Here is a 13623-nt window from a genome sequence, read left to right as displayed (position 1 = left end):
ACTACCTTCAATCAATTATCTAATAAATCCATCTTGAAGAATCGTGTACTTTCATAATCAGAGCAACTTCCACAAAGAATTTTTCTCTCTTCATCTACAAATATATCATTGATAAGCACACTGAAACGATATTTAGCGACCAAATTCCCTTCCCAATCCAAAACCAACAAATTGCAATGCGGAAGCAAAGGCCCCGCACCCAACTGATTCGGATTTATCAAATAAATATACCTATCCGTTACAAACGGACAACTAAAATGCCAATACTGCTCTGAAGGGCGAGCGGGAACTACCTTGTAATTTCCCAGCCCACCTTCCAGAAAGACGTCATGCCGCAAATTTTCATTCCGATCATAGATCCGGATACGTCTCAAAGAAGCGTAAGTAACCACAAAAGCACTCCTATCCGGTTTCATCATCAGATAATGATAATAAGCCGATTTAAAGCTTTCCAAATTCTTAAAACGAATATCATTTTCCGGATAATTCCCCCCTGAGACATTCCTTCCCGTCTGAATATCTGTCACATGATATTCAGACACTCCCGGATGTTTTCTCCTATCTGCATATATATACACCCCGGGATTCAACTCTTGCACCGTCCCAATATTTTCACTTACTTTATCAATAAAAAAAGAAGATGTTTTACACAAGGAATCACTTTTCAAGGTATAGGCATCCACTTCTCCTCCCGATTCAAGATACAAACAATCTTTTCCTTGAGAAACAGAAAAACGACCGGGAAGCACCATTTTCTTTATGAATTTTAAATCGGGGTAATCATAGATTCCTACTTCTTCATATCCCCCAAAAGCAATCACCCGATTGTTGATTCTATTCATCCGAGTGGGACGTACCAATTCTTCTGCCGGATATGTCTTAATAGGAAGCATTGTATCTATAGGAAAATGTTCTTTATAGACGACAGCCACAGCATTACGCTGTTCCCCACAAGCCACACAAAGAAGTAGTGCAACGCAAATAACGATTAAATGCCCTATCTTATAATTCATATTTCACCAAGACAAAATCCGGATTCACCCCTATGGCATACAACGTATTACTCTGTTCTTCAGATGCTATACGCATTACGGGAATACCCAAATCAACAATCTTCACTAAATTTCCATCATAATCATACAAGAAAACAGTACGAGGGCATTTGCTTGCATCCCTTCCCACTGTAGATTCATCCGTATCATCTTTACTACGGTCTCGTTGCAATGTAATAATAAAATCCTTACTCATACAGAGTCCCCGGACACCTTTTACCCTGCGGTCAAAAATCACCTCATTGTTCCGAATCTCGTATTCGTCACCATCCGTTCGCCATTCCCATACAAATGAGAATTCATCCTCACCCAGCTGATACAATGCTAAATAAGGGAAATCATAACAAGAACAGACAAATACTCCACGAGATGCATTATATCCTCTCTCTCCCCCTAAATATTGTTTCACCTGCGGAATGGGATAATTGCCAAACGAAGAAGTCTGCCCATGCAATAGGGTTTCAAAACAATGTTCCGCACCAGCATCCGCAATTCCAATATACACATTCTTGGCATATTCAGCCATGGCAGGACGCGATAACCGTTCCTCTTCCGTCATAGGAATAAACGCATCTTTACCTTGCGACAAGCTATCAAGAGACAAGAAGCCACGCGTCTTTCCATTAGCATCCACGGCAAAAAAACGATTGTCGATACATGAGCCATTTATACCTCCTGTGATAAATTCACGCGGACCTTCTCCTACCTTTCCCATCACTCCCACTTTACGACCGGTCTCTTTTTCGTGCACATGTACAAAATAGTCGCGCGCAAAAGGGTCCTCCCACACCAAAAAATCACCGGCTACGCGTAAGGTTCCCGGCATGGTAGTTGCTATTTCATCATCCAGCAACTCATAAGTTGCACTCACATATTCTACATTCTGTTTTTTCTCATTTGCACAGCCGTACAAGAAAAAAAGTATAAGCAAATAATAATATGTTTTCATTATATACTATTTTTTATTAACGAGCACCGCAAAATAGTTACATAATCCAACGAATTTTATAAATATTCTACAGTGCTCTATTTATAGTCTTTAAGCAACCATTAAGCTGTCAAATTCCACTAATAATGACAATTCTTTCGAGTTTCACAACTATTTTTACCATTAGCATACGCATATGTATGATGTACATTAAAGCAAACACAACATTCTCTATCCCAACTGGGGTCACAACCTGGATTCGATATTTCACTACCTGCCAACGCTTCCACATTAGCCAACATCAAATCAGACATAGCTTCCGATTGTTGGTTAGCATAAACACCATATCCTGCCACTGCCGCAAATGCTGCAACAAAAGCTATTTTCATTATCTTTTTCATTGTTTTCTTTATTTTTCTTAATCAATAATATTTTGTTTTGTCTTCCATATCTATCCTTTCAATGGAAAAGCATACATTTTGCTTATTCAATCCAAATCCGTATCTTTGCCTCGACCTCCTTTCTGGGTGGGTTATGGAACGGACGGCTCATCATGCACCAACAAGACGTTTGCCATCCGTTCCTCTCCATTCCTATTTATATTTTTCTTTTATTTCATTGTATACTCTATTATCGGTTCATCCTTGTTTACATCCGTAGCAAGAATCGTCCCTTTTTGCTCATTTACAGAGATACCATAGATACAATGGTCGAGTACATATTTACAGAGAGGTTCTCCTTTCAGGTTGAATACATAAATATATTGTCCACCATCCACCTGGATGCTTTTCCGTGCATTCTGGGCTATTTCTTTAAAAGAACGTCCGTGAAAGACGGCATAAATGGCACTGTCCGTCACTTGCACATCGCTGAAGCCCATGATGCCCGTAGGAATGCCATAACCTTCTGACAATTTGAATTCCGGCTCGCCATGAGGCCCGATACGTACCACGTGCGTGCTGTCTTTCAAGTTAAAGACTTCAAGCACTTCGCCCAGTTGGGTGACCGCCGCCAGCACTCCGTTTCGGGGATTGTAATCGATGAAGCTGCGCCATGCCTGCGCCAATGCAGGACGAGCATGCTTCATGGCATCCTCATTGGAAGAAAGGATTGCCCCCATTTTATACAACAGTCCTCCTTGCCTGTTCACCCGACAAAAACGGTTGTCTCCCGAATAATCGGGAATAATAAAGGTAGAATCATCCACCATCACAAAGTCCAAAGCCCGAAGAATATCTTTATCCAGGTTCACTGCTTCTTGACGAAACAGTGAATCACCGGATAAATCACAACCAAACCGAGTTAATTCAGACTTGTTGGCATCGAGAGACCACAAAGATTCCCCATACCACCGGATATTTTCGACAGAAATCTGCTCATCGGGAGATTCTCCCCGCTTGCCGAAAGAGGATATGTAGTGAAATTCCGGATAACTGAAAGCATGACAGAAATAGTCTGTCCCATGCAAATCCATCACCACAGCCTTATCTCCCTGTATCCGAATACGGAAAGGGTAACGGAACAAAGCTGTATCCAGCGGAATAACTGTTCCTTTCAGTTCTCGCGTTTGCGAGAAATCTGTATAAGACAATCCTTCACAGTGGGGAGTAGAGGTACATGCTGTTAAAGCAATGAACAAGAACAATATGTTAATAAAGTTCTTCAAAGCTATATTTCGTTGCTACATATTGTACCTTACTATGATTGATCGGACAATCCACAGAACCAACGCCAGCACATCTATAATCGTTCCCCGATTCTCCGGATGCCAAAGCTTCTATATTCTCCAATATCAAGTACTCTAATTTTTTACATTTGGTATTTAATCGAAAGGATGCGACGACTGCTACCAAAAACAAACCAATAAATAAGATTTTCTTTTTCATGTTTTTCATATTAATAACTGCAATTTGAATGATGGTGGCAAAGGTGTAGAAAACAAAAGCTTCATCCAAATTTTCGGGCTGACAATAACTGACAATCAAGTAAAAACAGGCATTGTCAGTTATTGCCAGCCTATTGTAGAGAGACTACTTACTCTGGGATTTCTTCGATGAAATGGGGATTTTTTAATTGGTAACTGAAGTTTTTATTTTCTATCTTATAATTTGAAATTCGAGATAAATATCCACGTAATCTTTTGATATTTGTATGCAGATTATTCAAAGTACCGTTACCATCCGGCCATAGTAGATTCAGAATTTCATCATTAGACAGTTTGAAGTCTTTGGCATCCAAAAAACCTCGCAGCAATTTGGCCGATAGTGGAGTCAACTTCAAACACAAATCACCGTTTTTCAACATATCCAAATCAGCATCAAAACGTAATCCATCCTCCAACCGATAAATATGTAATTGACTTTCATGGCAGACAATTACCGGAACTTCCTTTTCTACAACGACAGATATTTCCTTGACAAAAAGACGATGATAAATCCGACTCATATAGTCGTGCACAAAGTACAGCAAAGTGCAACAGACAATCAAAGCACCCAGCAAAAACATATCCTTCCAAGAAAAAATCATCCACCAAGGACCATAAAGGTATCCGGTGACACCCACTTCGCATCTATATCCTAAATAATGAGTATCCAAACTATCCGATTTTGACAAATAAAGAGAGTCTTCGGAATAACTACAAGCCTCATGCTCCCACCAATCCGTCACAGATATGCGTACTACCGTTTTTCCGGGATACTCAATCTGCCCCAACAATTCCTTCCACAGCAAGTTCAAGGAGTCGGCAATCAAAGGGTGGTCTTCAAGTACAATCGAACGTATTAACCTCCAATCAGAAGGACGCTCTATATTATGAATATGCTTTTCATAAGGTATGATGAAACTTTTTTCTCCATATTTACTTATCATAGATACCTTTATCAGTTCCTTCTTTCGGTCATTGGCATCCATGATGGATAAGTCAATATTCTCCTCCACATAGAAAGGTATCTCCATATTTCTTTTCTGCAACTCCTCTCCCAAAGCCACACGAAAAGTACTCCGTGCCTGCGTTTTCCAGAACTCCATCCGGTTCTGATACAAGAACCAACCGGTAATTATTGCTGCAATAATCCCTATAGCAACGCATGTCAATAGCATTTGTCGTCTCTCTCTTTTCTCGTCCATGTGGTGTGTCTAATACTAATCCGCCCCAAAGTTAAGCATTTTTTTACAAGGGACACCAATCTTAATCTTCTTCTTACCGTGCTCGCCTGATAAGAAATGGTAAGATACCATTGCGCAGCAGATAAAATACTTGAAGAAAAACGAGAAAACCATAAAAATATGGCATAAGCATACTTACAAGAGTTTCTAATCAGCTTTAGCTATTTTCCACCCGCCAATCGTCCGCGTGGCACTGTCAAAATTCACACCAATCTTGACCACACGCCTGCCGTCCGCCCGGTAAGGGATGGCATACTGCTTGCTGTCAATCTGAGCCAACGCCTCTTCCGGGGTACCGTCGTATTTGAACTCGAAGACATAAACGACATCCTGCAACTGCACCACCACATCCGCACGGCCTACGGAACTCTTCACTTCCGACTCCACATATTGCCCCATCAACCGGAACAGCAAATAGAAAATGGTCTGATAATGCTTTTCGGTCTTGTTCTCCAAATCATTGGGAATGGAGGCAAAGAAGGAACGGGTACGCTCCAGGCAGCTCTCCACATCACCCTTCATCAAGTCGCGAAGGAAAGAGACGACGTAGAAGGTGTTGTTCTGGGCAGGCAAGTGCACGTAAGAGGGAAGCAGGGATTCAATGAACCCTTTACGGACCTCACCGTTGGGATAGGCCAAACGATAGATTTGGAAATTACGGTCATAGCCCTTAATGGTCAGATAACCGCTCTGGTAGAGCACCGGGATGGGACTCGTTATCTGTTCCGTAGGCGCATCAAACTGCTCATCGGTAGCCTCAACACCTTCCAGCGCACGCACATCGAAGTCTGCATGGCGCAGAATATCTATCAGGAAAGTAGGCGTGCCCGTGGAGAACCAATAGTTCTTGTATTCTTTGGAATTGAAAGCATTGAACAGGCTGAACGGGTTGTAAATATCCGCACAAGCCTTACTGAAATGATAACCGTCATATTGCCGCTTCAAATGCAAGCATGCCTCCTCGTAAGTCTCATCATTAGCCTCGGCCATCCGCTCAATATCGGGTTTCAACTGCGTCAGCAGTTCCTCCTCGGTGATGCCGCAGAGGGCACTGAAGTCATCGCGCATACTGATATTTTGCAAATTGTTCAGTTCGCTGAAGATGCTCAGCTGGCTGAACTTGCTGATACCCGTGATAAAAAGAAAACGGAGATATTGCCCCAGCCCCTTGAGAGGACTGAAGAACTTGCGCATCTCGTTGCGAAGCTGTTGTTGCAAAAGGGCATCGGAATTACTGTCAAGCAGAGGAGCATCGTACTCGTCAATCAGCACTACAACCGGCTTTCCGGTCTTGGCGTAGGCACGCAGGATGATGCCTTGCAGACGCTCTGCCGCCCCCTCTTCCTCTTCCTTTTTTCCGTAAATTTCTTCCCAACGAGATAAAAACAAATTCAATTGCCCCGTCAAGTCACGCAGCTCAGTATATTTCGTCAAGCTGAAATCAACGTGCAGCACCGGGCAAACCTCCCATTCCTGCTCCAGACGTTCCATAGCCAGCCCTTCGAAAAGTTCCTTTTTCCCCTGGAAATAGGCCTCCAGCGTAGACACGAGCAAGCTTTTGCCAAACCGACGGGGGCGGCTGAAGAAATAAATTTGGTCTGTATTCACCAATTTGTACACCAGCTCCGTCTTATCCACATACACACAATTCCGCGTACGCAGTTGCTCAAAATTCTGTATCCCTATCGGATAGCGTCTGCCACTCAATTCCATAGCTGCTACTGTTTAAATTACAAGTATGACAAAGATAGCACATATTCCGCAAAAAAGAAAGCACGCCCATGGCTTTTTCATCACAAGCCCTCACTGCAAACCTACTGCACATCTTTTGCAGTAACACTGCAAAGGCGTTGCAGTAGCACTGCAAAACAGTTGCAGTGGCACTGCATCTATGTTGCAGCGGCACTGCAAAAACGATGCACTGGTTTTGCAGTGAGTATTTGGTATCTTTAACATTGGCACCCAAAGCCTTACAGCGGAGCAGAGCCCGTTTTCATCACATAACGCCCTGTCCTGAAAACAGTCAACCAAAATCAGGAGAACAAAAAGGGTGAGGGCAAAATTTGCCCTCACCCTTTTAAATTGCTCTCACTCACCCCTGAAACACCGATGAACAAGCAGATGCAGACAAGCGGTGAGGGTGGTGAGGGTGGAATTGCAAAACTTTTATTAGTTTGCTTATTTCAGCAAGCTTTCCGCATCCAGGTGCTCTGCCTCAATATCCTTGAAGTAGCGGTAAGTACCCACCTTCAATTCTTCGGTGGCCGCATCGTCACAAACGATGATACCCTTTTCGTGCATCTGCAAGGCGCTGATAGTCCACATCTGCATCACGGGACCCTCGACTGCATGATAGAGGGCACGTGCCTTGTTGTGTCCGTTTACGATAATCATTACCTCGCGGGCGCTAAGCACAGTACCGACACCGACGGTCAGGGCAGTCTTGGGCACCTTGTTCACGTCGTTGTCAAAGAAACGGGAGTTGGCAATGATGGTATCGGTAGTCAATGTCTTCTGGCGGGTGCGTGACGAAAGGGAAGAACCCGGCTCGTTGAAAGCGATATGTCCGTCGGGGCCGATACCGCCCATGAAGAGGTCGATGCCGCCGTAGGACTTGATTTTCTCTTCATAGCGTGCACACTCGGCATCCAGGTCGGCAGCGTTGCCATTCAGGATATTGGTGTTCTCCGGCTTGATGTCTATATGGCTGAAGAAGTTGTTCCACATAAAGGAATAGTAGCTTTCGGGATGTTCCTTGGGCAAACCTACATACTCGTCCATATTGAAAGTCACTACGTTCTGAAAAGACACGATGCCTTTCTTGTTCAGGTCGATAAGTTCCTTGTACATGCCCAACGGAGAAGAACCGGTGGGGCATCCCAATACAAACGGTTTTTCAGGTGTCGGATGAGCGGCCTTGATCTTGGCAGCCACATAATGTGCCGCCCACTTTGATACGGATTGATAATCCGGTTGAATGATTAGTCTCATTGTGATTGTTTTATTAGGTTAATAAATTAGGGGTAATTTTCAACTTCAATTCTTAATTCTTTAATTCTTAATTTTCAACTACTTCCTATCCTTCTTCAAACGCTCTGCCATGGCACGTGCCAGGTTTTCGCATTGTTCGTAAGTAATGTCCTTCATGGCCTGCTTCATCTCTACCGGGTCGCCCACAATCTCGAACTTGCTCTTTTCGGCAAACTCGCCCATGCGCTTCACGGCGGCACCCGCCCAGCAGAAGGAGCCGAAGTATCCCAGATAGCGTCCCTTCACTTCGCGTACCAGAATCTTGGAGAGCAAGGATTCTATCTCAGGATAAATCTGGTTGCTGTAGGTGGGGCTGCCGATGATAAGTCCGCGATACTTGAATATGTCGGCAATGATATAAGAAGGATTGCTCTTGCTCACATTGTGCATCACGATGTTCTTGATGCCCTGTGCAGAAAGTTCCGCAGCAATGGCTTCCGCCATCTGCTCCGTGTTGCCGTACATGGAACCGTATGCAATGACCACGCCCTCGTCGGCGGCATAACGGCTCAGCTTGTCGTAGATGCCGATAACCTTGGCTATATTCTCCGTCCACACCGGCCCGTGCGTGGAGCAGATGGTGGAAATGGGCAGACCGCCCAGCTTGGCAAGTGCCTTCTGCACCGGAGAGCCGTACTTGCCCACGATGTTGGAATAGTAGCGCACCATCTCGTCCCAGTATCTGTCCAGATTGATGCGAGTATCCAGGAACCCGCCGTCCAACGTACCGAAACAGCCGAAGCCGTCACCGGCGAAAAGGACTCCTTCCGTTTCGTCAAAAGTCATCATCGTCTCGGGCCAGTGCACCATCGGGGTCATATAGAAGCGGAGCTTATGATGTCCCAAAGCCAGAAAATCCTCGTCCTTCACCATGTACTGTTCGCCCGTCACGCCATAAAAGCCCTCTATCATGCCGAAGGTCTGCTTGTTGCCCACGATGATGATGTCGGGATAATGCTGCTTTATCAGGCGGATAGAGCCCGAATGGTCCGGCTCCATATGGTTGATGATGAGATACTGGATGGGGCGCTCGCCGATAATGCTCTTTATCTTGCGCAGATACACCTCGAAATAGCAGATGTCTACCGTATCGACCAAAGCGACCGTCTCATCATCTATCAGGTAAGAGTTGTAGGAAACCCCGTACGGCAACGGCCACATGCCTTCAAACAAATGCTTATTGCGGTCATTCACTCCCACGTAGTGGATTTTTCCTTTTATCACTGTTTTTGGGTTCATAACTGTATCTTTATTTAGATTGATTCCACATTTAAAGTTGCGGCAAAAATAATTCTTTTTTCTCACATTTCATACTTCTTTCCCTGATATGCACCGAGTTCTTTCATTCTTTTTTGAACCCGGTGATTAAATTCATAATTTTTTAGTCCCCAGTCGGGTGCAATGAGCAGTTCCTTGGGAGACTGGGAGACGAAACGCTCCAGTACCAAGTCCGGCCGCAGATGCTCGATATAGTCTATCACGAGGTCTATATATTCCTCCACACCGAACAGATGGAAATCTTCGGGATGCTGCCGGTACTCCAGAGCCATGCGGGTGCCCTTTATCAGTTGCAACTGGTGCATCTTCAAGGTAGTGAGCGGCAGACGGGACAGTACGCCGGCTTGTGCCACGATACTTTCGTGCGTCTCGCCCGGCAGTCCGAGGATGACATGCCCACCGGTCAGGATTCCGCGTGAAGCGGTTCTTTCCACCGCATCGGCGGCGGCATGGAAAGTATGCCCGCGATTGATGCGGCAAAGTGTCTTGTCGTCGGTACTCTCTATGCCGTACTCCACTAAAAGGAATGTATGCCGGTTCATCTCCTCCAAATAGTTCAGCAGGCTGTCGGGCATACAGTCAGGACGGGTGCCGATGACCAGGCCCACCACCCCGTCTGCCGACAAGGCTTCCTCGTATTTCCGCTTCAGGTCTTCCAGTTCGCCATACGTATTGGTATAGGCCTGGAAATAGGCGAGATACTTCATCTCCGGATATTTGTGTGCAAAGAACTGCTTGCCCTCTTCCAGCTGGCGGGTAATGGATTTCTCCGTACGGCAATAATCGGGGTTGAAGGTCTGGTTGTTACAATAGGTGCAACCGCCGACTCCTTTGTTTCCATCCCGGTTGGGGCACGTAAAACCGGCATTCAGCGATATTTTCTGTACCTTATAGGAAAAATATCGCTTCAGAAAAAGAGGGAACTCATTATAGAGCGTAGATTTGGTTTCCATACATATTCCTTATGTAAGTGGCAAATATAGGATTTTTCCGTGGGATGAACCTGCAAAAACAAGAATACTTTCCACCCGATTTGTTAACGAACATAAAACAAAGAATTTCCACCTGCACTAAAAAATGTTTCATCCACTGATATATAACTAATTAATTGAGAAAGAGTACATCCAAGCGCAATTACATTAAACACAATTTAGTGATTAGACACTCTTTTTACACACAATTTCCTCAGTTTATACACCTCAAGAATGAAATAAATTCATAGCTTTGCATACAACCTTAATGAATCAACCTATAAATACTATAACACCATGGCAACAATCGCATTGGACATAGGCGGCACAAAAATAGCCAGCGCCATTTTCTTTCCGGACGGAAGCATGATGTTTAACCGCAAACGGCTCCTGAAAGGAAGAACCGGTCACGAAGTGGGCAAGCTCGCCGCGGATATCCTCGCCAAACTTCTTACCGTAGCACGCAGAAGCCGTATACACGTCGACGGAATAGGTGTCTGCATCCCCGGTATCGTTTACTCCCAAACCAACCGGGTATGGGCCCCCAACATACCGGGCTGGGACAACTACCCCCTCTATGAGGAGCTGCGCAGTGTAACGCCTCCGGGCATCGAGATATACATCGACAGCGACCGTACCTGCTATATGTATGGAGAGATGTGGCAAGGTGCCGCCAAAGAATGTCACAGTGCCATATTCATTGCCGTGGGAACCGGTATCGGTGCCGGCATCATCATCGACGGGCACGTGTTGCACGGAGCCAACGACATTATCGGCGCCACCGGCTGGATGGCCCTGCAACCTCCCTACCGGGAAGAGTATGACGCATGCGGATGTTTCGAATATTACGCTTCCGGCAATGGTATCGGGGCACGGGTACGCGATGCCGTACGCGCCAACAAGTCATATAAAGGAAAACTGCGCCAGAAACCCATCTGTCGCATATCGGCCTATGATGTGTTCAGTGCCTATAATGAAAAAGACCCTATTGCCATCTCCGTATTGCACAAAGCTGTCGAGATGTGGGGCATGGCTTCCGCAAATCTGGTCAGCCTGCTCAACCCGCAGAAGATAATTTGGGGCGGAGGCGTATTCGGCCCTGCCGGTATCTTTATAGATGACATTTACAAGGAAGCCTGCAAATGGGCGCAACCGCTCAGCATCAAGCAGGTGGAATTTGTACCTTCTCAATTGTCCGGTAATGCCGGACTGATAGGAGCAGCGTTTCTTGCCATCAAAAATCACTTGTATGAGTAACAGTTATCACAAGAATCTCGTATTCACGGCAGCGTGCATCGGGATGTGTTTCTTCGGAGTCTCCATGATTACATTGGGAGCAGTGCTGCCATCCCTCATAGCCAAGCTGAATCTGAGCGGGTTGCAGACAACCTCACTGGTCACTTTCCTGCCTCTGGGCATGCTGGCCGGTTCCCTGATTTTCGGTCCCATCGTAGACCGGTTCGGACATAAAGCCCTGCTGGTGCCCAGCTGCATCATCGTACTGCTGGGGATGGAAGGACTTGCCTTCTTTGAAAGCGTGCCACTGCTGCAAGCTTCCATCGTCGGCATCGGTCTGGGCGGAGGCATCCTCAACGGAGAAACCAATGCATTGGTATCCGACATCTCAGGAGAATCCGAAAAAGGCTCACGCCTCAGTTTTCTGGGCATGTTCTACGGACTGGGCGCATTGGGCATACCAATGTTGCTGGGCTCCCTTTCCAGGCATTATTCATTCGAAACCATCTTACTGGGAATTGGCGTAGTGATGCTTGCGGGCATTATATTCTGCATCCCCGTACGCTTCCCCGCCCCTAAGCAGGCGCAAGGTTTCCCGGTAAAAGAGGGATTGGGACTGCTGAAAGAAAGCAGCTTACTGCTACTCAGCTTCATTCTTTTTTTCCAAAGCGGCATCGAGGGTGTCTGCAACAACTGGTCCACGAGTTACTTTGGGCAGATGACGGATATTCCGGCCAATCAGGCATTGATTGCACTGACCTGCATGGTAGTGGGACTGACCGTGGCACGTATGGTGCAGGTTGCGATATTCAAGAAGATAAAACCGGAAACCGTGCTGCCCTACAGCCTTACGCTCACTGCCATAGGCTTCTGTTTCCTTATGTTCTCGCCGGGGTTTGCACGCGCGGCAGTCGGCATGGTGCTGGTAGGTATGGGGCTGTCGGCCACGTATCCCGTGATACTCAGCATTCTTGGAAGCCGGTACCCGTCCTTATCGGGAACAGCATTCAGCGTGGCGCTTGCCATAGCCCTCGTCGGCCAGACTGCAATGAACGGCCTGATGGGCATGATTTCCCAATACGCCAATGGCATCGGACTTTATCCTTATCTGATGATTGCCTCACTTGCCGTCATGCTCCTTTTGTATAAACGCTCACTCAAATAAATTTATTAACTTCTTAAAAAACAAAAAAGTTATGTTAGCACTCGAATGGTTAAAGAATGCCCATGGCATTATGGAAAAACTGGAGGCTACCCAGTTGGAAAACATCAAAAAAGCAGCCACTGTTATGGCAGACTCCATCGAAGCCGGTCGTTGGGTCCACACGTTTGGTTGCGGCCACGCAACAATTCCCGTAGAAGAAATGTATCCGCGTATCGGCAGCTTTGTAGGATTCCACCCGCTTTGCGAATTGCCTCTGACATTCTTCACGCAGATTATCGGCCAGATGGGTATTCATCAGTTCCTCTTCCTGGAACGGGCAGAAGGCTACGGCCAGGAAATCATGAAGAACTATGATTTTGATTCCAAAGACTGTATGTGGATTTTCTCACATACCGGTATCAATGCCGTCAATATAGACATGGCATTGGAAGCCAAGAAGCGCGGCATGAAAGTTATCGTATACGGTTCGGCCAGCGAAACGGGCGACAAGGCCAGCCGTCACTCCAGCGGAAAGAACCTCTTCCAGTTGGCAGATATCGTAGTGGATTCCTGCGTTCCCCTGGTAGACGCCTCCGTACCTTTGAAGAACCACTTCGACAAGGTAGGTCCGTTGTCTACATTGAGTTTCGTCACCATGGTATGGATGACCATCACTACCGTTGCCGAAATCCTTGCCGACCGTGGCGTACACTTGTACATCCATCCGTCGCACAACGTTCCGGGTGACACAACCGCCCACGAACGACTGGATGCAGCCATTGCAGAATATCAAAGAAAAGTCAAGTGCTTGTAACGAAA

Annotated in this window: 13 protein-coding genes; 3 read left to right on the top strand and 10 right to left on the bottom strand. The window is 46.0% G+C overall.

Annotated elements, in window-relative coordinates:
• Positions 1-11: 11 nt before the first annotated feature.
• From ITJ87_RS07090 to ITJ87_RS07045, 10 genes are all read right to left on the bottom strand, one after another.
• Positions 12-1013: a hypothetical protein gene (locus ITJ87_RS07090; protein WP_147336729.1), complete on the bottom strand. Its 1002-nt coding sequence runs from the start codon at positions 1011-1013 to the stop codon at positions 12-14.
• Complete coding sequence (locus ITJ87_RS07085; RefSeq protein ID WP_117964826.1) at positions 1003-2001, bottom strand: hypothetical protein; 999 nt, start codon at positions 1999-2001, stop codon at positions 1003-1005. The genes ITJ87_RS07090 and ITJ87_RS07085 overlap by 11 nt, the downstream gene beginning before the upstream one ends.
• 119 nt (positions 2002-2120) lie before the next feature.
• Positions 2121-2381 carry an NVEALA domain-containing protein gene (locus ITJ87_RS07080; protein WP_117964828.1) on the bottom strand — a complete coding sequence of 87 codons (261 nt, stop codon included), beginning with the start codon at positions 2379-2381 and terminating at the stop codon, positions 2121-2123.
• Positions 2382-2590: 209 nt separating this feature from the next.
• Positions 2591-3646: a BF3164 family lipoprotein gene (locus ITJ87_RS07075; protein ID WP_044468875.1), complete on the bottom strand. Its 1056-nt coding sequence runs from the start codon at positions 3644-3646 to the stop codon at positions 2591-2593.
• Positions 3630-3935, bottom strand: coding sequence for an NVEALA domain-containing protein (locus tag ITJ87_RS07070; RefSeq protein WP_229135020.1), 306 nt, complete (start codon positions 3933-3935; stop codon positions 3630-3632). The genes ITJ87_RS07075 and ITJ87_RS07070 overlap by 17 nt, the downstream gene beginning before the upstream one ends.
• 79 nt (positions 3936-4014) lie before the next feature.
• Entirely contained in the window at positions 4015-5106 is a 1092-nt protein-coding gene (locus ITJ87_RS07065; RefSeq protein WP_229135021.1) for a helix-turn-helix domain-containing protein, read from the bottom strand.
• 186 nt (positions 5107-5292) lie between these two features.
• Positions 5293-6858 (bottom strand): ATP-binding protein, encoded by a 1566-nt coding sequence (locus ITJ87_RS07060; protein WP_008665600.1) that lies wholly within the window; start codon positions 6856-6858, stop codon positions 5293-5295.
• 465 nt (positions 6859-7323) lie between these two features.
• Positions 7324-8136, bottom strand: coding sequence for a glucosamine-6-phosphate deaminase (nagB, locus tag ITJ87_RS07055; RefSeq protein WP_005823882.1), 813 nt, complete (start codon positions 8134-8136; stop codon positions 7324-7326).
• A 78-nt stretch (positions 8137-8214) separates the two neighbouring features.
• Positions 8215-9414, bottom strand: coding sequence for an FprA family A-type flavoprotein (locus tag ITJ87_RS07050; RefSeq protein ID WP_005835258.1), 1200 nt, complete (start codon positions 9412-9414; stop codon positions 8215-8217).
• A gap of 62 nt (positions 9415-9476) precedes the next feature.
• A complete protein-coding gene (locus ITJ87_RS07045) occupies positions 9477-10406 on the bottom strand; it encodes a TIGR01212 family radical SAM protein (RefSeq protein ID WP_117964831.1) in 930 nt (309 codons plus the stop codon).
• Between the two features lie 315 nt (positions 10407-10721).
• On the opposite strand from ITJ87_RS07045, the gene ITJ87_RS07040 reads away from it, so the two are divergent.
• From ITJ87_RS07040 to ITJ87_RS07030, 3 genes are read left to right on the top strand one after another with little or no spacing between them, the layout of a single operon-like run.
• Positions 10722-11681, top strand: a complete 960-nt coding sequence (locus tag ITJ87_RS07040; protein ID WP_009037141.1) for an ROK family protein — start codon at positions 10722-10724, stop codon at positions 11679-11681.
• Positions 11674-12825 carry a sugar MFS transporter gene (locus ITJ87_RS07035; RefSeq protein WP_117964833.1) on the top strand — a complete coding sequence of 384 codons (1152 nt, stop codon included), beginning with the start codon at positions 11674-11676 and terminating at the stop codon, positions 12823-12825. The genes ITJ87_RS07040 and ITJ87_RS07035 overlap by 8 nt, the downstream gene beginning before the upstream one ends.
• A gap of 31 nt (positions 12826-12856) precedes the next feature.
• A complete protein-coding gene (locus ITJ87_RS07030; RefSeq protein ID WP_005823892.1) occupies positions 12857-13618 on the top strand; it encodes a sugar isomerase domain-containing protein in 762 nt (253 codons plus the stop codon).
• Positions 13619-13623 lie beyond the last annotated feature (5 nt).

It is taken from the genome of Bacteroides sp. HF-162 (assembly GCF_015679285.1).
GTDB lineage: Bacteria > Bacteroidota > Bacteroidia > Bacteroidales > Bacteroidaceae > Bacteroides > Bacteroides uniformis.
This window is presented reverse-complemented; position numbering and strand designations above follow the sequence as displayed.

Coding starts and splice junctions, on each gene's coding strand:
- ITJ87_RS07080 (WP_117964828.1), bottom strand. CDS start 2,381: ATGAAAAAGATAATGAAAATAGCTTTTGTTGCAGCATTTGCGGCAGTG.
- ITJ87_RS07050 (WP_005835258.1), bottom strand. CDS start 9,414: ATGAACCCAAAAACAGTGATAAAAGGAAAAATCCACTACGTGGGAGTG.
- ITJ87_RS07035 (WP_117964833.1), top strand. CDS start 11,674: ATGAGTAACAGTTATCACAAGAATCTCGTATTCACGGCAGCGTGCATC.
- ITJ87_RS07065 (WP_229135021.1), bottom strand. CDS start 5,106: ATGGACGAGAAAAGAGAGAGACGACAAATGCTATTGACATGCGTTGCT.
- ITJ87_RS07040 (WP_009037141.1), top strand. CDS start 10,722: ATGGCAACAATCGCATTGGACATAGGCGGCACAAAAATAGCCAGCGCC.
- ITJ87_RS07090 (WP_147336729.1), bottom strand. CDS start 1,013: ATGAATTATAAGATAGGGCATTTAATCGTTATTTGCGTTGCACTACTT.
- ITJ87_RS07045 (WP_117964831.1), bottom strand. CDS start 10,406: ATGGAAACCAAATCTACGCTCTATAATGAGTTCCCTCTTTTTCTGAAG.
- ITJ87_RS07060 (WP_008665600.1), bottom strand. CDS start 6,858: ATGGAATTGAGTGGCAGACGCTATCCGATAGGGATACAGAATTTTGAG.
- ITJ87_RS07030 (WP_005823892.1), top strand. CDS start 12,857: ATGTTAGCACTCGAATGGTTAAAGAATGCCCATGGCATTATGGAAAAA.
- ITJ87_RS07085 (WP_117964826.1), bottom strand. CDS start 2,001: ATGAAAACATATTATTATTTGCTTATACTTTTTTTCTTGTACGGCTGT.
- nagB (WP_005823882.1), bottom strand. CDS start 8,136: ATGAGACTAATCATTCAACCGGATTATCAATCCGTATCAAAGTGGGCG.